At 66.3% G+C, this 21,486-nt stretch carries 18 protein-coding genes; 15 read left to right on the top strand and 3 right to left on the bottom strand.

The window, feature by feature from the left end:
* The first annotated feature begins 48 nt into the window (after nucleotides 1-48).
* The 4 genes from HKW67_RS00515 to HKW67_RS00530 all read left to right on the top strand — a co-directional run bounded on the left by HKW67_RS00515 (nucleotide 49) and on the right by HKW67_RS00530 (nucleotide 3,758).
* Nucleotides 49-921, top strand: a complete 873-nt coding sequence (locus HKW67_RS00515; protein ID WP_171223526.1) for a S66 peptidase family protein — start codon at nucleotides 49-51, stop codon at nucleotides 919-921.
* A 20-nt stretch (nucleotides 922-941) separates the two neighbouring features.
* Nucleotides 942-1,298: a rhodanese-like domain-containing protein gene (locus HKW67_RS00520; RefSeq protein ID WP_171223527.1), complete on the top strand. Its 357-nt coding sequence runs from the start codon at nucleotides 942-944 to the stop codon at nucleotides 1,296-1,298.
* On the top strand, nucleotides 1,265-1,915 hold the full coding sequence (locus HKW67_RS00525; RefSeq protein WP_171223528.1) for an NUDIX hydrolase: 651 nt from the start codon (nucleotides 1,265-1,267) through the stop codon (nucleotides 1,913-1,915). The genes HKW67_RS00520 and HKW67_RS00525 overlap by 34 nt, the downstream gene beginning before the upstream one ends.
* 103 nt (nucleotides 1,916-2,018) lie before the next feature.
* Nucleotides 2,019-3,758 (top strand): gamma-glutamyltransferase family protein, encoded by a 1,740-nt coding sequence (locus tag HKW67_RS00530; RefSeq protein WP_171223529.1) that lies wholly within the window; start codon nucleotides 2,019-2,021, stop codon nucleotides 3,756-3,758.
* A gap of 32 nt (nucleotides 3,759-3,790) precedes the next feature.
* Here HKW67_RS00530 and HKW67_RS00535 read toward each other — a convergent pair whose 3' ends face one another.
* The gene (locus tag HKW67_RS00535) at nucleotides 3,791-6,829 is read right to left on the bottom strand and encodes an ATP-binding protein (protein WP_171223530.1); all 3,039 of its coding nucleotides are present in this window, start codon (nucleotides 6,827-6,829) and stop codon (nucleotides 3,791-3,793) included.
* Complete coding sequence (locus tag HKW67_RS00540; RefSeq protein ID WP_171223531.1) at nucleotides 6,829-7,998, bottom strand: BamA/TamA family outer membrane protein; 1,170 nt, start codon at nucleotides 7,996-7,998, stop codon at nucleotides 6,829-6,831. The genes HKW67_RS00535 and HKW67_RS00540 overlap by 1 nt, the downstream gene beginning before the upstream one ends.
* A 170-nt stretch (nucleotides 7,999-8,168) precedes the next feature.
* On the opposite strand from HKW67_RS00540, the gene HKW67_RS00545 reads away from it, so the two are divergent.
* Genes HKW67_RS00545 through HKW67_RS00575 form a run of 7 tightly spaced genes read left to right on the top strand, consistent with a single transcriptional unit; the run spans nucleotide 8,169 to nucleotide 15,182 of the window.
* Nucleotides 8,169-9,563, top strand: coding sequence for an Nramp family divalent metal transporter (locus HKW67_RS00545; RefSeq protein WP_171223532.1), 1,395 nt, complete (start codon nucleotides 8,169-8,171; stop codon nucleotides 9,561-9,563).
* Nucleotides 9,563-10,015 (top strand): universal stress protein, encoded by a 453-nt coding sequence (locus HKW67_RS00550; RefSeq protein WP_171223533.1) that lies wholly within the window; start codon nucleotides 9,563-9,565, stop codon nucleotides 10,013-10,015. The genes HKW67_RS00545 and HKW67_RS00550 overlap by 1 nt, the downstream gene beginning before the upstream one ends.
* 9 nt (nucleotides 10,016-10,024) lie before the next feature.
* Nucleotides 10,025-10,837: a metal-dependent transcriptional regulator gene (locus HKW67_RS00555; RefSeq protein WP_171223534.1), complete on the top strand. Its 813-nt coding sequence runs from the start codon at nucleotides 10,025-10,027 to the stop codon at nucleotides 10,835-10,837.
* Between the two features lie 10 nt (nucleotides 10,838-10,847).
* Nucleotides 10,848-11,699, top strand: a complete 852-nt coding sequence (locus HKW67_RS00560; protein WP_171223535.1) for an ABC transporter permease — start codon at nucleotides 10,848-10,850, stop codon at nucleotides 11,697-11,699.
* Between the two features lie 12 nt (nucleotides 11,700-11,711).
* Nucleotides 11,712-12,917 carry an ABC transporter permease gene (locus tag HKW67_RS00565; protein WP_171223536.1) on the top strand — a complete coding sequence of 402 codons (1,206 nt, stop codon included), beginning with the start codon at nucleotides 11,712-11,714 and terminating at the stop codon, nucleotides 12,915-12,917.
* 1 nt (nucleotide 12,918) lies between these two features.
* Nucleotides 12,919-13,659 (top strand): ABC transporter ATP-binding protein, encoded by a 741-nt coding sequence (locus tag HKW67_RS00570; RefSeq protein WP_230981091.1) that lies wholly within the window; start codon nucleotides 12,919-12,921, stop codon nucleotides 13,657-13,659.
* Nucleotides 13,656-15,182, top strand: a complete 1,527-nt coding sequence (locus tag HKW67_RS00575; protein ID WP_171223537.1) for a hypothetical protein — start codon at nucleotides 13,656-13,658, stop codon at nucleotides 15,180-15,182. The genes HKW67_RS00570 and HKW67_RS00575 overlap by 4 nt, the downstream gene beginning before the upstream one ends.
* A gap of 12 nt (nucleotides 15,183-15,194) precedes the next feature.
* Here the strand turns inward: HKW67_RS00575 and HKW67_RS00580 are convergent, their stop codons facing one another.
* Nucleotides 15,195-15,698, bottom strand: a complete 504-nt coding sequence (locus HKW67_RS00580; protein ID WP_171223538.1) for a hypothetical protein — start codon at nucleotides 15,696-15,698, stop codon at nucleotides 15,195-15,197.
* A 152-nt stretch (nucleotides 15,699-15,850) separates the two neighbouring features.
* On the opposite strand from HKW67_RS00580, the gene HKW67_RS00585 reads away from it, so the two are divergent.
* The 4 genes from HKW67_RS00585 (at nucleotide 15,851) to HKW67_RS00600 (ending at nucleotide 21,472) form a co-directional block, all read left to right on the top strand.
* Nucleotides 15,851-16,660, top strand: coding sequence for a DUF72 domain-containing protein (locus tag HKW67_RS00585; protein ID WP_171223539.1), 810 nt, complete (start codon nucleotides 15,851-15,853; stop codon nucleotides 16,658-16,660).
* Nucleotides 16,661-16,691: 31 nt separating this feature from the next.
* A complete protein-coding gene (glgB, locus tag HKW67_RS00590) occupies nucleotides 16,692-19,493 on the top strand; it encodes a 1,4-alpha-glucan branching protein GlgB (RefSeq protein ID WP_171223540.1) in 2,802 nt (933 codons plus the stop codon).
* Nucleotides 19,490-20,299, top strand: coding sequence for an SURF1 family protein (locus tag HKW67_RS00595; protein ID WP_171223541.1), 810 nt, complete (start codon nucleotides 19,490-19,492; stop codon nucleotides 20,297-20,299). The genes glgB and HKW67_RS00595 overlap by 4 nt, the downstream gene beginning before the upstream one ends.
* Before the next feature lie 315 nt (nucleotides 20,300-20,614).
* Nucleotides 20,615-21,472: a hypothetical protein gene (locus HKW67_RS00600; RefSeq protein ID WP_171223542.1), complete on the top strand. Its 858-nt coding sequence runs from the start codon at nucleotides 20,615-20,617 to the stop codon at nucleotides 21,470-21,472.
* The last annotated feature ends 14 nt before the right edge of the window (nucleotides 21,473-21,486 follow it).

Raw genomic sequence — 21,486 nt, forward strand, 5'->3', positions numbered from 1 at the left:
CGCTCCCTGCGAGTGCCGCCGCCGCTGACTGCCGGCGCCCGGATCGCGATGATCTCCCCCTCCGGTCCGTTGCAGGGACCCCACGAGCTCGAACGCGCAGTCGCCACGGCCGAATCGCTGGGATGGGAGGTTCAGGTCGGTCAACACGCGCTGCTTCGCACCGGCTATTTCGCCGGTGACGATGCCCAGCGTGGCGACGATCTCCTCGACGCGCTGCAGGACGACCGTATCGACGGGATCTGGTGCCTTCGGGGCGGCTACGGCGCCGCGCGGCTGCTTCCGCGCTTGTCCGCGGAGCTGTTGCAGCGTCACCCGAAGGCGTTGATCGGCTATTCCGACATCACCGCGCTCCACGCCGCGTGGCAACGCGCCGGCCTCGTGAGTTATCACGGTCCCACCGCGCGCGCGCCCCTTTCGGCGTTCTCGCGCGATTCGCTCGTGCGTGCGCTGCAGAACGGCACCGACAGTTGCGGCGAGGCGCCCGATGCGCGCATGGTGCATGGTGGTCGCGCGACCGGACGACTGGTCGGCGGTAATCTCGCGCTCGTGTCATCGCTCTGCGGGACGCCGTGGGCGATCGATTGTCGTGACGCGATCGTCGTGCTGGAGGATATCGGTGAGGCCACCTATCGACTTGATCGCATGCTCACGCAGCTGCGGCTGGCCGGCGCGTTCGAGGGCTGTGTCGGCGTGGCGTTCGGACACTGCACCGATTGTCCCGATACCACCGAGGATGGCACGCGGACGGTCGACGCGATCGTGACCGAGCTGGCCGACGCGTTACAGGTCCCGACGCTGCAGGGCATTCCGGTTGGACATATTTCCGACCAGTGGACGGTGCCGTTCGGCGCGATTGCCACGTTGGATGCCGACGCGCGAACGCTGTCCGTTCTCACTGCCACTGTTACGCGCTTTCACTGACTCACCAGACGAGCACGCATATGAAGACCGCACAGCAACTCATCGCCGAAGCGAAGGCGAGCATCTCGGAAGTCACCGCGCGCGAAGTGCAGGACCGTCTCGCCGCCGGTGAACCGGTCGTGCTCATCGACATTCGCGAACAGAACGAGTGGAACCTCGGGCACGCGGCGCCGGCGCAGTACATCGGGCGCGGTGTGCTCGAGAGCCAGATCGAATCGCGCGTGCCCCGTGACGCGCAGGTCGTGCTCATGTGCGCCAGCGGCAATCGCTCGGCGCTCTCGGCCCGCACGTTGCACGAGATGGGCTATACGAACGTGGCGTCGCTGGCCGGTGGATTCCGTGATTGGGTCGCCTCCGGTGGCGCGGTGGCCGACTGAGCGACTCAGCGCGCGACCAACTCTTGCAGCGCGCACTGCAGCACGCCGACGTATCACGGCTCGCGAGGCGACTGGCGAGCCGTGTCCCGGTCGATGCGTCACCGGTGGCCGAGTCACGGCTCGCCGCGGTGTCCGCCGTATTGCGCGTGGTCGATGATGAGCCCGAGCTGTTGTTCATCAAACGCGCGGAGCTGGAGCGCGATCCGTGGAGCGGACACATGGCGTTCCCGGGAGGCCGTCTCGAACCCGGTGACGCTTCTCTCGAAGTCACCGCCGTCCGCGAAACGCAGGAAGAGCTCGCGCTCGATCTCACCCTGGGACGTATGCTCGGGCGCCTCGATGATCTGGCGCCACGCAATCGATCGCTGCCGCCGATCATCGTCAGGCCCTTTGTGGCCATCGTCGAGCCCGACGTAACGCTTACGCCCAGCGAAGAAGTCGCGGCCACCTTCTGGGTCCCGCTGTCGCGACTGCAGCATGACAGCTCGAAGGCCGAATACGTCGTGGAGATCAATGGCAATCGCGCCACGTTTCCGGCGTTTCGCGTGGAGCAGCACATCGTGTGGGGACTGACGGAACGCATCGTCCGCCAGCTCCTCGCCCTCGTCGGTCCGTAGTACCAGCAGCAGCACCACCAGTGCACTTCTCCGTACCACACTCGAGGGCATGACGTTGCCGACGTGTTTCGCGCTTCTCCGTTCCGCTCGTCCAGCGGCCACGATGGCCATTCTTCTCACGGGGAGCATGGCCGCCGGCTGCATGCGCCCGTCGGCCACGTCCGTCGCGCCGATGTCGGGGAAGCGCGTCGAGAGCGACCGCGGCATGGTAGCCGCTTCGCATCCCGATGCGGCTGCCGCCGGTGCGGCCATCCTCGCGCAAGGCGGCAACGCCGTCGACGCGTTTGCGGCGACGGCTTTCGCGCTCTCCGTGACCGACGTCTCGCAGACGGGACTCGGCGGTGGTGGCGCGATGACCTTCTTCAATGCGAAGACCAACACGGTCGAGCATCTGTCGTTCTATCCGCGGGCGGGGGAAGACGCAGCATGGGCACGCGCTGATACCTCGCGCGGCCGTCGTCCGGGACGCGCCGCCGCCACCCCCGGCATGGTTGGCGGCGTGCTCGACGCGCATACCAGGTGGGGCAAGCTCACGCGCGCGCAGGTGATGGCGCCGGCCATCGCCTTGGCGCGCGACGGATTCATCGTGTCGCCGTTGCTGGCGCGTACTATCGTGTCGTCACGTGACAAGCTGATGGCCGATTCTCTGGCGGCCGCGCGGTTCATGCCGCGTGGCGAGGCGCTGCGGCCCGGTGACCGGCTCATCCAGCCGGAACTCGCGGCCACCCTGCAACGCATCGCAAGTGACGGCGCCACGGTGTTCTACAACGGGGGGATCGCGGAGCGACTGTCGGCGAAGGTCAAGGCGCAGGGTGGCCTGATCACCGTGCGCGACATGAATACGTATTTCGTCACGTCGATGCGGCCGCTCTGCACGATGTGGCGTGGATACACACTGCTGGGCGCGCCGCCGCCGATGGGTGGCGCGTCGGTGCTCGAGATGCTGCAGATGGCCGATGCCTCGGGCGTCGCCGATGCCGGATCGTTCACCGAGAACGGCGCGGCGGTCGCGAAGCTCGCCGACATCATGCGCATCGGAAACGCCGACGCGGGTGACTATCGCGGCGATCCGGCGGCGCAGCGCGTACCCGCCCACGGCGTCGTGCATCCCGGCTTTGCGCGGCAGCGCGCGGGACTCGTTGGCGGTGCGCTGCCCGACACGGCTGTCGCGGGGAATCCGTGGGCCTTCGATACGCTCGCGTCGCCGGGAAACTGCGGAAAGTTCAATCCGTATCCAGCGTCAGCGGTATTGCGCACCGGTTCCGGCAACAACGCGCCGCGCGACACCACAACGGTCGAGGAAGGTCAGAGCTTCACGTCACACCTCGCCGTGGTGGACGGCGACGGCAGTGCAGTGTCGGCCACGACCACCGTTGGCGTGCTCTTTGGCTCGGGCGTGTACACCGACGGGTTCTTCCTGAACTCGGCGGGCAACAACTTTGATGCGGCGACGCGTGGCACCAATCGCTATGCGAACTCCACGATGTCACCCACGCTCATTCTCGACGGCGACAAGGTGCGTCTCGTCGTCGGTGCCGCCGGCTCGCAGTACATTCAGCCGGCGATTACGCAGGTCACGATTCGCATGCTCGCGTTCGGCGAGGATCCGGCCGTTGCGCTGTCGGCGCCGCGCATCCACGCCAGCGAAAACACGAAGGAAGTCGAAGTCGAGCCGGGCTTCGCGACCAGCGTGTATCAGGCGCTCGTGACGCGTGGATATGCACCGTCGAGCCGGGTGCGCGACATCAGCTTCGGCGGTGTGCACGCGGTGTTCGTGCGCAAAGACGGCAAGCGGATCGGCGTGGCCGACCCGCGACGCGACGGAACCGCCGCGGGCTGGTAATCGGTCTCACGCTCGAGCATCCGGGCCACGAACTACGTGGCCCGGTGCAGTCCCTGGTCCCGAGCGAGGTCGCCCAGCGCCGTACGATCACGCACGTCGAGCTTGTCGAAGATGTTGGCGAGATGCGTGCCTGCCGTTCGCGCGGTGATGCCGAGCCGGGCGCCGATTTCCTTGTTGCTGAGCCGCTGCGCGACGAGCCGTACAATGTCGAATTCACGTGGCGTGAGTGTGGCCAGTCGAGAGCTGTGCTGGTCGCTGGCCACCTTTCCGCCGAGTGACCGCAGCACCGTCCGCGCTTCCTCTGCCGCCGGCCGGGCACCAAGGCGTTCGAGCATCTGCAGCGCTTCCTGAGCTTCGTGTTTGGCGTCGGTCAGGGCGCCCGAGAGCTGCAACGCACGGGCGAGTCGCAGGCGCGTGCGCGCGGCGTCGTACGGATACGGCACCGCTTCCAGTGTGGCCACCGCGCGCTGCAGCAACAGAATCGCGTCGGCCGTTCGCTCTTCACGCAGGGCATACGCGCCGTCGATGACCAGCACCCACGCGGCGCCGATAGGGTGCGCGAGATGTGTCGCGTCGTGCTCGAGCCGGCGGCGCACCGCACGCAACGTGACGTCGTCTCCGACCGCCAGCGCCGCCTCGGCCAACGTCGGCAGAAGTCGATACACCGCCCACGCGATATAGCCGGTACGATCCGCGATGGCGATAGCCGTCTGTCCGAGGGCGAGTGCCTGCGCGTGCTCGCCGACCGAGCTGAGGTAGGATGTGCGCGCGACGCATGCGGGCAGTACGCCATGCACCTCGAATGGACGCTCGAGGTCGAGATCGGCCGCCCCGGACACCTCCCATGCGTCATCGATGAGCCGCTTGGCCGTCGCGAAGTCACCACGCTGCAAATACACGCCGCTCACCCAGTAGAGCAGGCGCGCGAGCAGCGTCGTCTGATCGAGCGCGCGCGCCATCGCGATGGCACGCTCGCCGTCCATGATGGCGCGATCCCACTCACCGGTGCCCGCGCGGTATTCGATCACGATCTCCATGGTGCGCAGTTCGAGCAGCGGCGAGTTCAGCTCGGCGGCCAGTCGCGTCGCCTCTCTGAGATGCGTCTCGAGTGCACTGATGTGCGCGGTCAGCGCGGCCAGCACCGCCGCCGACCAATGCGCCGACCACGCCAGATTGCGCTCGCCGCTCTGCTCGGCCAGCGCCACGGCGCTCCGCGCGTGCGCCCACGCCCGATGCGCCGGCCCGGACCAGAGATGCACCATCAGCAGCATACGGTGCGCGCGGGCCAGCAATGGCACCTGTCCAAGTCGTTCGGCGATCTCGACCGCCAGCGTGATTTCCCGTTTCGCGTCCTCGGGTAGGGCGAGCGCCTGCTGACAGTCGCCCTTCGCCAAGCGGATACGTGCCACCAAGACCTCGGTCGGCGCGATGTCGCCGACGCTCGCGTTGGCGTGTGCGAGCGCCACGTCGAAGTGGCGGATGGCCTCTTCGCGACGGCCAAGTCCCTGCTGCGCGAGGCCACGTCGACGCTCCGCGACCGCCACGCCGAGCAGGTCGCCACGGGTCTCGGCCATCGCCGACGCGCGTGCGCACATCGCGATCGCCTCGTGGTATTCGCCGAGCCGGCGATACAAGCGTGCCAGCTCGTCGAGGAGCAACGGGACCTCGGCGACGTATTCATCGAGCAGATGCTCATCGATGCGATCGAGGGCGGCCCGCAGCATGACCGCGGCTTCGCGACGCGCGAGTCGATCGAGCGCCTGTCGTCCGGCTTTGAGCAACCAGCTCACCGAGCGCGCCGTCTCCACCCGCGAGTCCGCCTTGCGCCAGTGCGCGGCGATTGCCTCAGCCTCACGGTCGGCGCGATGTCCCGCGACCGACTCGATCGCGGCCGCGATGCTGGCGTGCAGCTCCCGTTCACGCGCGAGCCCCACGTGCGCGACCAGCGTTTGTCGCATCATCGGATGCGCCAAGTCGTACGTCACGGCTGCACCGTCAGCCTGCTCGGTCACGATGCCTTCGCCGCGCAGCTCAAGCAGCGCAATTCGGAGTGCCTCTTCCGACAATCCGCTCGTGGTGCGGACGACATCGTGCGCGGCGGTCGTGCCGATCACCGCGATCACATCGCCCACCAGCCGGGCGTTCGCGCTCAGGCGGTCCAGTCGGGCGAGCAGCACCTCGCGCACGGATGGCGGTAGCAGAAGCTGGTCGACGTGCCAGCCCACCCACACGCCGCCCTGCTCGCGCAGTTCTCCGCGGGATACCAACTCGCGGAGGGTTTGATCGACAAAGAACGGATTGCCGCGCGTCGTGTCCTGCAAGAGTGTGGCGAACGGCGCCACGGCCTCGCGCTCCACGTGAAACGCGGTCGAGAGCAACGACGCGACGTCGTCGCGTGAAAGGGGGGCCAGCCGAAGGTCGGTCACGACGCGAACAGTGCGGAGCGAGCGCAACGCCAGGCGCAGCTCCTCGTTGAGCGGACGATCCGACTCGTTCCAGCTCGCCACCACCAGCACGCGTTCCTTGCCGAGCTGCCGGCTCACGAAGTGCAAGAGCTCGATCGACGAACTGTCGGCCCACTGCAGATTCTCCAGGCACAGCATCAAAGGCTGTCGATCAGAGAGGCGGCCAAGCAGTTGCAGAATGCTGGTGTGCAGCCGTAGGCGCTGTTCCGCCAGCGTGACGCCGTCGGTGAGACGGAGTTGCGCGAGATCCGCCTCGCTCACCAATCGGGGCGTAAGGGCCGAGAGCAAGCGTCGGTCGCCGCGTGTGAGGCGCGTGAGCGCGGCGGCGTCGAGCGTCGCGAATAACGGCTCGAGGGCGTCGCCGAACACGGCGTACGGGATGGCCGTCTCCAGCGGATACGCGCGGCCGGTCACTACCTGCCATCCGCCCGCGGCGGCGGATGCCGCGGTCTCTTCCACGAGCCGCGTTTTGCCGACACCACCATCGCCGCTCAGGAGCACTAGCTGCGCACGGCCGCGAGCGACTTCCGCGCGTGCGGTTCCGAACACGTCGAGCTCGGCGCTTCGTCCGGTAAACGGGAGTTTTGATGGCGAGGCGGCATGCATCAGAAGGCCTGGTTGAATCCGATGTACAACCCACTGGAGCTGTCGCGGCCGAGACCATAGTCGAGGCGCACGGCGGTGCGTTGCTGCGGGTCGATCTGCACGCGAACACCGCCACCGTACGTGGGAAGGAGGCGGGCATCGGTCAGCGCGTCCCACTTGCTCGCGACGGTGCCCGCGCCCGCGAAGGCGACGAGACCAAGGCGATGCACGAGTGGTGTGCGGTACTCGACCTGGGCGGCAGCCATTCGCTGGTCGCGGTACCGTCCACGCGAGTAGCCGCGCATGATGTCGCCGCCGCCCACGAGGGCTAGCTGATCGAACGGCGCGTCGCCGGTCACGCCCAGCACCAGCAGCTGCGCGGCCACGACGTGTGTACCAGTGAGCGTACGATAGTGGCGTGCATCGAGGCGCACGCGGTCGTACTGAAAGGGCGAACCGAGGTCGTCATCGTTGTGCGTGTAGGTGACGTGGGCAAAGGTCCCCCGTCGGGGTGCGAACAGATTGTCGCGTGAATCGAGCAAGGCGCCGACCGACAACTCGACCAGTCGTCCACCGTCGCTTCCGGTCAGCGTGCCTCGACGGAGCACCCCGATCGTGTCCGCGGTGATCGATTGATCCAGCAGGCGAATACCACCAGTCGCATACCAGCTCCCGCGAACGCGCTGCTGAATGCCGGCGATCGCCTCGATCCCCTTCGGCGTAAAGATCTCCTTGTCGCCCTCCGCCGTGGCATCGCCAATTCCATAGAACGGCAGCGGGAACTTCTGCCACGCCACCAGGGCGTTCAGGCGACGGGCATTCTGACGGGACCAATGCTCGCCCTCGACCGAAATACGCGTCTGTGACTTCGTGCTGCGAAGCGCCGTGGCAATCAGCGAGGCGGGGCGGGCGTGGTCCTGCGCCGGCGCGTCGAAGACGGCGAGCACCGTGGCGCCGTATTGGAGTCCGGTTTCGGGCGCCGATCCGAGCGCCGGAAGCGGCTGAATGCGCCGTCGACCCACGGTCGAGTCGGAGACAGACTGCGCCCGCGTACTGGTCGGCGCTCCTGCCAGGCTCAGGACCACGCCAAGCGCCACGCCAAGCGCCTCGCCGAAGGAGATCGAACGGATGACGGAGCGCGCAACACGGAGGGACGAACAGCGAAGAACAGAGCGATTGCCGGCGGTCATAAGAGACTCGGTCAGGGGGCGGGGGGTCGTGACCGGTACAGGGTGCGCTTACGCCGTCGGGAAAAGGATACGTCGTCTGACGTACTCGGGCGAACCGGTGGCTACGTCAAATCGGCGCCGCTTGGTCAGTTCGACTTGTTTTGAAAATTAGTTGACCCTAAATTGAAGATATGGCTGCTGCGAATACTGAACCGACCGACACTCCCGATCCCGTCTCTGGCGCCAACGCGCCTCCTGCACATGAGCCCGGCTGGCGTCGGGCGCGACTCGCGCCATCGCTGGCCGAGGTGCATCGCTCCGTCGACGTGAACGGCGCGACCTGGTTCCGGAAAATGCTGGCGTTCGCTGGCCCGGGCTATTTGGTCGCGGTTGGTTACATGGATCCGGGCAACTGGGCGACCGATCTGGCTGGTGGCTCTCGGTTCGGCTACACCCTGCTGTCGGTGATCCTGCTGTCGAACCTGATGGCGGTGCTGCTGCAAGGCCTCGCCTCGAAGCTGGGCATCGTCACTGGACGCGATCTCGCGCAGGCGTGTCGCGATCACTATTCGCCTCCCGTCGCGTTCGCGCTGTGGGTGCTGTGCGAGATCGCCATTGCCGCCTGCGATCTTGCCGAGGTGATCGGCACCGCCATCGCGCTCAATCTGCTGTTCGGCATCACCCTGCCGGTTGGCATTGCGATCACTGCCGTCGACGTGTTGATCGTGTTGTATCTGCAGAACAAGGGCTTCCGCATGCTCGAGGCGCTCGTGATCGCCCTGATAGCGGTCGTGGGCGGGTGCTTCCTGTTCGAACTGTTTATCTCGAAGCCGGACATGGGCGCTGTGGCGCGGGGATTCATCCCGACCACGCAGATCTTCACGAATCCGGAGATGCTGTACATCGCGATCGGCATCCTCGGTGCGACGGTGATGCCGCACAATCTGTATCTGCACTCCTCGATCGTGCAGACGCGAAAGTACGAGGAGACCGCGGCCGGGAAGCGCGAGGCGGTACGCTTCGCCTTCCTCGACTCCACCATTGCACTCAGCTTTGCCTTGTTCATCAATGCGGCGATCCTGATCGTGGCGGCGGCGACGTTCCACACCAGCGGGAATACCGAAGTCGCCGAAATTCAGGACGCCTACAAGCTGCTCACGCCGCTGTTGGGTGTGGCCGGCGCGAGCGCCGTGTTCGCCCTCGCCCTGCTGGCCTCAGGACAGAATTCCACGCTCACGGGCACGCTCGCCGGCCAGATCGTCATGGAAGGATTTCTCAACCTTCGCATTCGTCCTTGGCTTCGCCGATTGATCACACGGGCGATCGCCATCGTGCCAGCGGCGATCGTGGCGGTACTTTATGGGGAGAGCGGAACCGCCAAGTTGCTGATTCTGAGTCAGGTGATCCTCTCGCTTCAGCTGTCCTTTGCGGTGTTCCCGCTGGTGCGGTTCACCTCCGACCGCGAGAAGATGGGTGAGTTCGTGAACTCGATCGCCCTGCGCCTCGCGGCGTATGTGGTCGCCGGCATCATCGCCTCGCTCAATCTCTGGCTGCTCTTCCAAACCATTCGCGGGTGGATCGCCTGATGTACCGTCGCATTCTCGTGCCACTCGAGCACTCCGCGTACGACCAGGTCATTCTCGCCCACGTGCGGAAGCTGGCCCAGCTCTGCTCGTCATCGCTCGTACTGATTCATGTCGCCGACGGCTGGGCGGCACGAAACCAGCTGTCGCTCAAGCTGCGCGAATCGGAAGAGATGCGGCTCGACCGCGAATACATCGAATCCTGCTGCGCTTCGCTGCGTGGTGATGGCTTCGAAACCGAGTCCATCCTCGCCGGTGGCGATCCGGCGGGCGAGATCGTGGCGGCCGCGGAGCGCGAGGCGTGCGACCTGATTGCGATGGCGACGCACGGTCACAAGGGCATACAGGACGTGATCTACGGCACGACGGCCAATAGCGTGCGGCACCGGACGATGGTGCCGGTTCTGATGGTGAGAGGCCCTGTTGGGGGTCCCGTTCGTGTCGCCTCCCGCTGATCTTTGAGCATGAGCGCGCGTGACGATGTTTCTCCAGCGAGCGGTTCGCCTCCGGCGCTGACCGAGCCGGTCGAGGACTATCTCAAGGCCATCTACGAACTCGAGAGCCGGTTCGGCGCGGCCGCCACGAGTGACGTGGCGAACGCGCTCGACGTGGCTCCAGCGTCGGTGACCGGAATGGTGCGTCGGCTGGCCACGCAGGGCTACCTCGATCACGTGCCGTATCGTGGCGTGCAGCTGACCGCGCGCGGTCGTCAGGCGGCGCTGCGCACGATCCGCCGTCATCGCATTCTCGAGTCGTATCTCACCGGCGTGCTGGGCTATCCGTGGGATCGCGTGCACGACGAAGCCGAGCGTCTCGAGCACGCGGCCTCCGACGATCTGATCGAGCGCATGGCGGCCGCGCTCGGCCATCCCACGGCTGATCCGCACGGGGCGCCGATCCCCACCGTCGATGGTATCGTCGCGGAGCAGCCGCATCGCACGCTCGCCGAGCTGCCGGTCGGTGAGACAGCGCGCATGCTGCGCGTGAGCGACAAGAATCCGTCGCTGTTGCGCTATCTCGCGGAAATCGCATTGCAGCCGGGCGCCGAGGTCACGATGGTCTCTCGTGCCCCCTTTGATGGGCCGCTCACGTTGCGGATTGGGAAAAACGAGCCGGTGGTGGGACCCAATCTGGCCGCTCAGGTATTGGTGGAAGCGATGCCCTCGACTGGTCCACGCTCCTCTGATGCTGCAGGCTCCACTGGCTCGCTTCCGTCCACCACACCCGCAGCCGCCGCTGCTCCCAAGCCGAAAGGGCGAAAGTCGACGGCTCGTTGAGCGCGTGCTGGTGAAGGCGTTCCTCTCGCTAGTCGTGGCGATCGCGTTGGGCTTGGCCAGCGCCGCGCCCCTCGCTGCGCAACGTTCCGCGCAACGCTCCGCGCCACGCGGTATCGCCATCGACGCACGCATGGCCGAGGATCTCGGCCTCGCCGTCGGCGCACAGGTCAGAATTTCGGCCAAGCCCGGTGAACCGGGAGATAGCGCGACGATCGCGGCGATCTACGAACGAAAGGCCGATCCGGCCGAAGTCGCACGGCGCGAATACCGCGTGCGGCTGCACCTCGATCAGCTGCAGCAGCTCATGGAGCTCGACGATCGGGTCGATCGCTTTGCCGTCGGTACGCGCGATGGAAAGTCCGTCGACTCCGCCTTGGCGCGCATCAACCACGTGGCGTTCGGATTCCGCGCGCACAAGTCGCGTGACGTGGCCGTGCAGAGCTCGCGCACCTTTCGCGTGGTCGAACGCTTTCATACCGCCATTGGCATCATCACCGTCGTGGCCAGCGCCGTGTTCCTCCTCTGTCTGCTGCTGCTGAGCGTCGAGGAGCGCCGACGGGATATCGCGGCCCTGCGCCTGATGGGAATTTCCCGCGCCACTGTGGTACGTGCCATCGTAATCGAAGCCGCCATCGTGTCACTGATCGGCAGCGTGCTCGGCGCCGGCGTCGGCTGGATCGCCTCGCTGCTCGTGAACGCGCATTTTCAGCAGCTCTATCGCACGCCGCTGGTGTTCGCGCTGCTCACGCCGCAGATCTTTGCCTTCGCCACCGGCCTCTCGCTCATTCTGGGCATCGGTTCGGGTGCGGCGGCCGGCTGGCGACTGGTGAAGTCGTCGCCGCTGTCGCTCATGGGGCGCTGAGCGATGCGCTTCATGATGGCTTGGGCCACCCTGCGTCGACACCCGGCCCGCACCACGCTGGCGATGCTGGGCATCGCCGTCGCTGCCGCGCTGCTGCTCGACATGGTGATGTTGGCCACCGGCATGAGCGAGTCATTCCGCTCGCTGCTGCTCACGCGCGGCTATCAGCTGCGGGTGTCGCCCAAGGGTACGTTACCCTTCGATAGCGAGGCCACCATCGATGGTGCCGGGGCCATCGTGCGCGCGTTGCGGGCGAATCCTGATATCAAGGCGGTCAGTCCAACGCTTGGCGCGACGCTGACCATTGACGACAGCGGCATCCCCTCGGCATTTACGCTGGGGCTCGAGCGCGAGGTGCAAGGCGACTACACCGTCGAAGCCGGTACCGATATCACGCGCGCCGATTCCACGTCGGCCGCTTCGCTTCCTCGCATCGTCGTGAGTCAGACGTTTCTCACGCGCGCGGGACGCGTCGTGGGTGATACCATCACCATCTCGTCGGGACTGGACGCGCAGCTGCGGACCGCAGCCAGATCCAGTCGCGTGGTGATTGGCGGCATGGGGCGCTTCATCTACGTACCCGGTGAGACACCGGTCATTGCACTCGATCTGGCGCTGCTGCGCGAACTGCTCGGGCCGAGCTTTCGAGATCGCATGTCGCTCGCCATGGCCGAGTCGCGCCGCGGCGACTCGACGTCGGTGGAGGCCGTTCGGGCCTGGATTGCCACGACGCAGCCGCGCGTGACCGCCATCTCCACCGAGACCGCCATTCGCCAGGTGGAAGAGCGACTGTCCTATTTCCGGCAGTTGGCCTTCGTGCTTGGCGCCATCAGTCTCGGCATCGGCTTCCTGTTGGTGGCGACGCTGGTCACGTTGTCGGTGAATGAACGTCGCGGCGAGATCGCTGTCCTGCGCGCCATCGGGACACAGCGCGTCGGCGTGCTGCAGCAGGTCTTTCTGGAAGGTTTACTGCTGACCAGTGCCGGCATCATTGGCGGACTCGCGTTGGGATTGGTCACCGCCGAATGGTTGAACGGCATCCTGCGCGACTTCCCGGGCTTGCCGTCGGCATTCGACTTCTTCGTCTGGAGTTCCGACGCCGGGTGGCGTGCGTTGGTGCTGCTGCTGACATCCGGAACACTCGCCGGACTGCTGCCCGCGTGGCGCGCCGCCTCCATCCCCATCGCTCGCGCGCTGCGCGAGGAAGCCATTGGTTAACGTGTCTGAACATCGGGCCGACAGCACCGCCGGCACGTCGGACGTGCCGGTGATCGCCTGCGAGCAGGTTGTACGTAGCTATCCCATGGGCGGCGCCACCGTCCAGGCAGTCCGCGGCATCGATCTGACGATCCGGCGCGGTGAGTTCGCGGCGATCACGGGGCCATCGGGATGCGGGAAGAGCACACTGCTGCATCTACTTGGCGCGGTGGACATTCCCACCACGGGTCGTGTGCTGGTGAACGGGCGCGACACGGCGTCGTTGTCTGATCGGGAGGCCACGGAGTTCCGGCTGCGACAGATCGGGTTCGTGTTTCAGCGCTTCTATCTCATGCCGACGCTGTCGGCATCGGAGAACGTAGAGTTGCCCCTCGCTGAAGCGGGCATGGACAAGCGCGCGCGCAAGGCACGGGCACGTGAGCTACTGGGGTACGTCGGTCTTGGCGATCGGCTCGATCACCGACCCACGCAATTGTCGGGCGGCGAGCAACAGCGAGTCGCCATTGCGAGGGCGTTGTCGAACGAGCCGGCGCTGCTGCTGGCCGATGAGCCGACGGGCGAACTCGACGCCGACACCGGTGTGCGATTGCTGGAGTTGTTCGGGCAGCTGCACCGCGATGGTCGCACATTGGTGTTCGTGACGCACGATGCCGTGGTGGCGCAGGCCGCGCAACGCGTGATCCGATTGCACGATGGTCGTGTCGCCTCCGACACTGCGGTGCATGCGCGGAGCGGTGCGTGAGCGGGAGCGCCGGGGCGATCCGCTTGGCGATGGCGCAGCTGCTGGCGTGGCGATCGGTGTCGTCACGGCCGCTCCGTGCGTTGTTGCTGTGTGGTGGATTTGGCGTCGGCGTGGGTGTGATGATCGTGCTGTTGGCGGTCGGTGAAGCGATGGTGCGACAGGCCAGTCAGGAGCGGCTGGTTGGCGGCGGCACGATCACCGTGCTGCCCGAGGGCATCGACATCGAGGTGCTCACCACCGGTGGTCTGGGCGGCCTGTTTTTCTCGGTGCCCAACGCGCGCTTCGTGCATCGGCAAGTGCTCAGCGCGCCGCGCCTTGGTGACGTGGTCAGCGTAGCGGCGCCACAGCTCGAAGGTAAGCTTTTGTATGTCACCACGAGCGATGGCATCGAGCATCCCGTGCGGGCGAGCGGCGAGATCCCATCGGCCACGCGCGCGCTGGGCGCCTTGCCTTTGGTGGCGGCGGGTGCGTGGGAAGACGATGACGGGGATCGCCGGTGGATGACCCCGACACCGGCGGAACTGCGTCACGATATCGATCATTTTCACGTGCCGACGCCAGGCATGGCGAACCGCAATTCGTGGGGCGAGTGGCACTACTTCAACGTGATCTCTCCCGACGCAAACCGGTGGGCATTCATCTCGTTCATCGTGGGCGGTGATGTCACCGGCGACGAGTGGGGAGGGCAGGTGCTCGTGACGTTGCACGAGCGCGGCCGTGCGCCACGCCGGTTCAGTCGCACGATCGCGAAGGAGCGCGTGCGCTTCTCCACTCGCGATGCGAATCTCACGATCGGCAACGACAGCGTGCGCGTGCTGCCTGACGGACGGTACGCGGTGCGGGCTGACGTGCTTGAAGAAGGCAGCGGCACGCCGCTCACGCTCGATCTGGTGTTGTCGCCCGCGCCGCGTGTCGACTTTCCGGGGGCCACGCTGGTGAGTGGTGACTTTACGTCGGGGTACGCTGTGCCGGCGCTACGCGCCGATGCCTCGGGCTCCCTGTGCGTGTCGCGCGTGTGCGAGCAGTTCGACGGCGCGCAGGCGTACCACGATCACAACTGGGGTGGGTGGCGCGGCGTCACGTGGGAGTGGGGCTCGGCCCGAGCCGGCGAGTACACGCTGCTGTACGGTCGCGTCACGCCCGAAGACTCAGCGGGCGGCACCGCACCGCTGTTTGTCTATGTCACCGACGCGCAGGGATTTCTCGCGCTCTTCCGACCGCGCGTGATTCGCTACGACGATGCGCGCGACGTGCGGACGGCGAAGGGCGTGCTCAGGGTGCCGGCCACCGCGGAACTGCTCGACGTGCGCGGGACCGACACGCTGCGACTGCTGCTGACCGTGGATGACGCGGTGGCGACGGATACACGGATCGGACTGGTGGAACGGGGCGACAGTGACGCGGCGCGCGCACTCCGCCGACCGTGGTTTGTGCAGATGGCCGGAGAGGCACGGCTCGAAGGCCGTGTCCGCGGTCGCGTACTCAGCGGCCGCGGACGTGGCTTCTTCGAAACGTATCGGTAGTGCGCGGCTGGGTCAGTTCACGCGCGAGGCGACGAGCTTGCGCGTTTCGTTCGACAGGCGCTTGTCCCGGAGCAGTACGCGCAACCGCGACGCATCGGCGCGTGCCTGCAGTCGCTGCTTGGCGTCGACGTTGAGCCACATGGCATCCAGCAACGCCTTGGCTTCCGTGTCGACGTCACCGGCCGTCGAGGCGTCGGCGGCCAGACGTTCGAGCACCATGGCGGCCTCTCGATTGTACGACTGTGCGTACAACACGTGGGCGAGTCCGAACGACGCTTCGGCCGGGAGCTTGCCTTCGTCGCGGTCGATCGCCGCGGCCGTCACGAATTCACGGCGGGCGATATCGAACTCTCCGTTGGCGAGCGCGAGACGCGCACGCGCAATATGTTCGGGGCTGGAGACAATCGGTTCGGCCACGACGGCCGCGCGCGTGGCGGCAGCGGACGACGGGGCACTGGGGAGCGTAATCGTGGAAGCCTGCAGGGCAGTCATGGCAACGAGCGCGAGCTGAAACATGGCGACTCCTCCTGGAGTGATGGTTCGAACAGCGGGTGTTACCATGTCCGATACGTCAAACGCCCTTCGCGGTGTCGGTTGCGGGACCGGAGGCCATGGCGTGGGCCCAACGGCACGTGGGGCATGCCTGTGAGTCGCGCTGGAGGGCGCCGGTGAGCGCGCGGCTGCGGCTGGGTACGCAAGGCTGGAATTATCCGGCGTGGGTCGGGCCCTTCTATCCGGAGGGCACCCGCGCGGTCGATTTTCTGCGCACGTTTACGCGCGCCTTCGACGCGGTAGAGATTGACTCCACCTTCTACGCCATCCCTCCGGCCAGCACTGTCCGCGGCTGGGCGTCGCGCACGCCCCCCGAGTTCACGTTCACGTGCAAGCTGCCGCAGGAAATCACGCACGAACGACGCTTTGTCGGTGCGGCCGACGTGCTGCAGGCGTTTACCGATCGCATGCGCGAGTTGGGACCGCGCCTCGGTCCCATCCTGATACAATGCGGCCCCGACTTCTCGCCAGCGGAAGTCGATGCCTTCGCCGCCTTTCTGCCGTTGCTGCCCTCCGACCTCCGTTTCGCCGTGGAATTCAGGCAGGCGGCCTGGATCCGCAAGCGAACGTTGGCGATGCTCGAACGCCACGGCGTCGCGCTCGCGCTGAGCGACGGCCGATGGATTCCCCGCGAGTGGCTGCTGAAGCTCTGCGAACAGCCGACGGCGGATTTCGCCTATCTGCGCTGGATGGGACCGGATCGGAGCATCGTCGACTACTCACGCCTTCAGGTGGACCGCGGTGCCGAGCTCGACGCGTGGAGTCGCATGATCCCTGCGCTGCAGTCGCAGGTGCGAGAGGTCTACGGGTTCGTGAACAACCACTTTGCCGGACACGGCCCCGCCTCAGTGCGGATGCTGCAGGAACGGCTCGGTCTTCCGACGGTGGACCCGCGTTCGATCGGGGATCAGCCGTCGCTGTTCTGACGCGATCCTCCTCGGGGGATATACTTCACGCATGACTGTGCCCACTGCATCAGCCGACGCCGCGCTCCGGCTCGTTCGAGGCGAATCCGCGCTCCCGCACGACCTGCTGGGTGCGCATCCGATCACCCGTGACGGTGTGGACGGGGTCGTGATTCGCGCCTTCCAACCCAACGCGGCATCCATCGCCGTGGTGCTCGGCGAGCAGCGCTGGCCGATGGAGCGCAACGAGCATGGATTGTTCGCGGTCTTCCTGAGCGATCGCACCACCCCCATGTCGTATCGCCTCGAGATCACCTTCGGCGATGGCCGTGTGGTGTTGCGCGACGACCCGTACCGCTTTCTCCCCACGCTCGGCGAGATGGACCTCCATCTCTTCAACGAGGGACGCCACCTGCGATTGTGGGAGAAGCTTGGTGCCCACGTCCGCGAGATCGACGGCGTGGCCGGCACATCGTTCGCGGTCTGGGCGCCGAATGCCACACGCGTCTCGGTGATCGGCGCGTTCAACGGATGGGATGGACGCGCACATCAGATGCGACTGCTCGGCGCCAGCGGCGTGTTCGAGCTGTTCGTGCCCGGTATCGGCGCCGAAGCGATGTACAAGTTCGAGATCCGGTCGCCTGGCGGTGCGCTGCGCGTCAAGACCGATCCGTATGCATTCAAGATGGAGCCCGGCCCCGGGCACGCATCCATCGTGCAGGCCCGCGGCACGTACGACTGGAGGGACGGCGCTTGGCTGGCTCAGCGCGCCGACGCCGATCCACTACGCGAGCCGATGCTCGTGTACGAAGTCCATCTCGGCTCCTGGATGCGTGGTGAACACAATCGCCTGCTCACCTATCGCGAGCTCGCCCCGCGTCTGGCCGAGCATGTGAAGCGCATGGGTTTCACACACGTCGAATTGCTGCCAGTACTCGAGCATCCGTTCGGCGGTTCGTGGGGCTATCAGGTGGGCGGCTATTTCGCCCCGACGTCGCGGCACGGCACGCCCGATGATTTCCGTGCCTTCGTGGACACGATGCACGAGGCGGGTATCGGCGTGCTGCTGGATTGGGTGCCGGCGCATTTCCCGAAGGACGATTGGGCCCTGCGCCGCTTCGATGGCACGGCCTGCTACGAACACGAAGATCCGCGACTCGGCGATCACCCCGAGTGGGGAACGCACATTTTCAATTATGCGCGCTATGAAGTGCGCAACTTCCTGCTCGCGAACGCGCTGTACTGGATCGAGGAGTTCCATATCGACGGTCTCCGCGTCGATGCGGTGGCCTCGATGATCTACCTCGACTACGGCCGCGAAGCCGGCCAGTGGCTCCGCAATCGATTCGGCGGACGTGAGAATCTCGAAGCCGTATCGTTCCTCAAGCAGCTGAATCATGCCGTGCACTCGCTGCATCCGGGCGTGATCACGGTGGCCGAGGAGAGCACGTCGTGGCCGAAGGTCACGCACCCGATCAGCGAGGGCGGGCTTGGCTTCACGCTGAAGTGGAACATGGGGTGGATGCACGATACCCTCGACTACTTCAAGGTCGATCCGTTCTTCCGCAAGGGCGCGCACGACAAGCTGACGTTTGCGATGATGTACGAGTACAGCGAACGGTTCATGAATCCGCTGTCGCACGATGAAGTCGTGCATCTCAAGCAGTCGTTGATCGAGAAGATGCCCGGCGATCTCTGGCAGCGCTTCGCGAATCTGCGGGCGCTGATCGGCTACTCGATCACGCGACCCGGCAAATCGCTGTTCTTCATGGGTACCGAGCTGGGCTCGCACCACGAGTGGAATCACGATATCAGTCTCGAATGGCATCTGATGGGCGATGCCAGACGTCAGGGGCTGATGGCGTTCATGGAATCGCTCGGCGCCCTGTACCGCCAGCATTCGTGCTTCTGGCGCCGAGACCACGAACCCTCGGGCTTCGGCTGGATCGACGTCTCCGACAAGGAGCAGTCAGTGCTGTCGTATGCCCGGTACGATGGGTCGTCGCACGCGATGGTGGTGCTCAACCTCACGCCGGTGCCGCGTGACGCGTATCGCCTCGGTGCGCCAGCCATGGGCACGTACCACGTGGTACTCAACTCCGATGCGACGGCATTCGGCGGTAGCGGGTACGCGGGAGCCGACACGGCGGAGGCGGAGCTCGTGCCGTATCACGGATTCCCGCAGTCGCTCACGGTGTCGTTGCCGCCGCTGAGCATGCTGGTGCTGCTGCCGGCCGAGCAGCCGGAAGCACGCGCGGTGGTCGATGTCGTCTCTACTCTGCCGGATTCCGGCGCATCGCGTTCCAAGAAGGCGCCGCTGGTGAAGGAGCCGAAGGCGCCGAAGATGCCGAAGCCCCTCAAGGCGCCGAAGCCGGAGAAAGCGCCCAAGCCAGCGAAGGAGTCCAAGCCAGCCAAGGAGCCCAAGCCAGCCAAGGAGCCGAAGGCAGCCAAGGAGCCGAAGGCATCGAAGGATTCGAAGCCAGCGAAGGCTCTGAAGGCCGCCAAGGAGCCGAAGCCAGCGAAGGCTCTGAAGCCAGCCAAGGAGCCGAAGGCAGCGAAGGATTCGAAGCCAGCGAAGGAGCCGAAGGCGGCTAAGGCAGCGAAGGAGCCGAAGCGCGAGAAGCCGGTGAAGGCGTCGAAGCCGGTGAAGGCCGTGACGGGAGCGAAGGCGCCGAAGCCTGTCTCGAAGCCGGATCTCAAGCCGGCGTCGAAGCCGGCGGCAAAGCCCACGGTGAAGTCGCCCGCATCGACCGCGGCCGTGCGCAAAGGCAGTCGGCCGGCTCCGCGTGCGGTGCGCCCCACGAAGTCGCCGCCGCCGCCCACGACGCCGACGAACGAATCAAACGAATCATGAGTCGTCGCAGCACAAAGACGTTGGTGTTCGGCGTGCTCACGGTGTTGGCCGCTGCCGTGTGCATTCGACTGGGTATCTGGCAGCTCGACCGGCTCGCACATCGGCGTGCGCAGAATGCGATCGTGCTGGCGCGCGGCACGATGCCGGTGGTCAGTGTGTCCACGCTGCAGCGCGTCGACACGACCGAGTCACATTGGCGCCGTGTGCACCTTCGAGGCGTCGCGGATTACGCCGGCGAAGTGGTGCACGCCACGCGGTCGCAGGCAGGCTCGCCCGGCGTGCATCTGCTTACGCCGGTGCGACCGGTCGACGGTGCGTGGGGCGATACCGCGGTGCTCGTGCTGCGTGGTTTCGTGTATTCCCCCGACGGACGAACGTTCGATCGCGAGAAGGCGCGGGAGTCCGACACGCTCGATCTCGACGCGCTCGTGATCTCCTTCCCTGCGCACAAGCCCGGCATGGTGCAGATGCAGACGGCGACGCGCGCTGTTCGCCTGCTTGACCGCGACACGATCGCCGCGCTCACCGGTCATCCCCTGGCGCCGTTTCTGTTGCTGGCGCTTGGCGACACGGCCATGTACGACATCGCGAAAGCCGCCCGCGTGCCGCCGCCGTCGCCGTCCGAAGGACCGCATCAGTCGTACGCCGTGCAGTGGTTCGGGTTCGCCCTGGTGTTTCTCGTGGGCTTCGTGGCGTTTACCTGGGGGCCGGCGCGCGGTAGAGCGGACGGGGCGTCTGAAAACGATGCGAACCGCGATATGGGCGGCCTGGGGAATGCCCAGAACGAAAAAGTTGCGCGACCGTGAATCGACTAAACGAGCTCGACTGTACGCCGATCGCCACGATTGCTGTAGAGGGAGCGCGACAGTATGCCGTGCGTGTGACGATTCGGGCCATCCGGATGCACGAATATGGACGACCGGTGCCGTCACGCCACCGGCACGACTGATACGCTGCTGGCTCTCAACGCCGTTACGAGAAGCCCGCCTGATACGCCAGTGGTCCTGCATCGTCAGAGCGGCAATATCACAAAGGTGCTCTAGAACCTGAGCGGGCACAGCCGTTGCTTCCTCTTCGTCTGCGCCGGACATGCTGTCCGGCCTTCACGAACTGGAGACACGATGCACGCGATGCGGCGTACGCGGGGCTGGACGAAGGGAAGCGCGGTACTGGCCGTTGCCGGAGCGGCCCTGTTGCTCGGCGCGCAGCCGGTCGCCGCGCAGTCTGGCGCCTGTGAAACGGCCACCTCGGCCAGCCGCATCGGGACCCAGGTCGCGCTCAGCGCCCTCGCCACCGGCCTCGAATACCAGTCGATGACGCGCGGCGCCGCGTGGCGGATGGCCGACGAGCGCGCGCCGATGGCGATCGTGGCCGATCCGAGTTCGCATCTCCACGCCCTCGGTTCGTATCACCTGGCGCGCACGGCGGTGCACGCCACATGCGCCGATCGGGCCAGCCGGGTGCAGGCCGCATGGAAGAGCGCCGGCGTGGCGATGGCGATCGGCACCGTAAAGGAAGTGGCCGACGGCTACTACAACGGCTTCAGCGCAGTCGATCTGGGCGTGGACGCGATGGGCGCCGGCTACGCGGTGGCGCAGGCGTACCTCCCCGTGCTCGAGAAGATCACTCCGTCGTTCTCGGTGGCGCCACGCGCATTCCTGAACACGCGTGGCCCGCGTGGCGCGCTGGTGGACTATTCGAACCAGACCGTCTGGCTGTCGGCCAACGTCCACGATCTGCTGCCGTCTACCGCGGCGAAGGCGTGGCCGTCGCCGGTTCGCCTGTCGGTCGGACGTCGCGCCTTCGGTGGCACCACGCCGAGCGAGTATGTAGTCGGTCTCGATCTCGACGCGGCACGCTTGCCGGGCAACAACCCGGCCTGGGTGCACGTGAAGAACTTTCTGCACTCGGTACGCCTGCCGGGCCCGGCGCTCGTCATGAGCGGCAACGGCACGAAGAGCTTCGGGCTGTACTGGTAACCACTCGCACCAGC

Origin of the sequence: Gemmatimonas groenlandica, assembly GCF_013004105.1 — a bacterium.
In the GTDB taxonomy this organism is placed as follows: Bacteria; Gemmatimonadota; Gemmatimonadetes; order Gemmatimonadales; family Gemmatimonadaceae; genus Gemmatimonas; species Gemmatimonas groenlandica.

Bases quoted from the DNA above. Each gene is read 5' to 3' on its own strand.
- glgB (WP_171223540.1), top strand. From the start codon at position 16,692: ATGACTGTGCCCACTGCATCAGCCGACGCCGCGCTCCGGCTCGTTCGA.
- HKW67_RS00580 (WP_171223538.1), bottom strand. From the start codon at position 15,698: ATGTTTCAGCTCGCGCTCGTTGCCATGACTGCCCTGCAGGCTTCCACG.
- HKW67_RS00535 (WP_171223530.1), bottom strand. From the start codon at position 6,829: ATGCATGCCGCCTCGCCATCAAAACTCCCGTTTACCGGACGAAGCGCC.
- HKW67_RS00565 (WP_171223536.1), top strand. From the start codon at position 11,712: ATGATGGCTTGGGCCACCCTGCGTCGACACCCGGCCCGCACCACGCTG.
- HKW67_RS00515 (WP_171223526.1), top strand. From the start codon at position 49: ATGATCTCCCCCTCCGGTCCGTTGCAGGGACCCCACGAGCTCGAACGC.
- HKW67_RS00555 (WP_171223534.1), top strand. From the start codon at position 10,025: ATGAGCGCGCGTGACGATGTTTCTCCAGCGAGCGGTTCGCCTCCGGCG.
- HKW67_RS00550 (WP_171223533.1), top strand. From the start codon at position 9,563: ATGTACCGTCGCATTCTCGTGCCACTCGAGCACTCCGCGTACGACCAG.
- HKW67_RS00530 (WP_171223529.1), top strand. From the start codon at position 2,019: ATGGCCATTCTTCTCACGGGGAGCATGGCCGCCGGCTGCATGCGCCCG.
- HKW67_RS00545 (WP_171223532.1), top strand. From the start codon at position 8,169: ATGGCTGCTGCGAATACTGAACCGACCGACACTCCCGATCCCGTCTCT.
- HKW67_RS00520 (WP_171223527.1), top strand. From the start codon at position 942: ATGAAGACCGCACAGCAACTCATCGCCGAAGCGAAGGCGAGCATCTCG.
- HKW67_RS00600 (WP_171223542.1), top strand. From the start codon at position 20,615: ATGCACGCGATGCGGCGTACGCGGGGCTGGACGAAGGGAAGCGCGGTA.
- HKW67_RS00540 (WP_171223531.1), bottom strand. From the start codon at position 7,998: ATGACCGCCGGCAATCGCTCTGTTCTTCGCTGTTCGTCCCTCCGTGTT.
- HKW67_RS00595 (WP_171223541.1), top strand. From the start codon at position 19,490: ATGAGTCGTCGCAGCACAAAGACGTTGGTGTTCGGCGTGCTCACGGTG.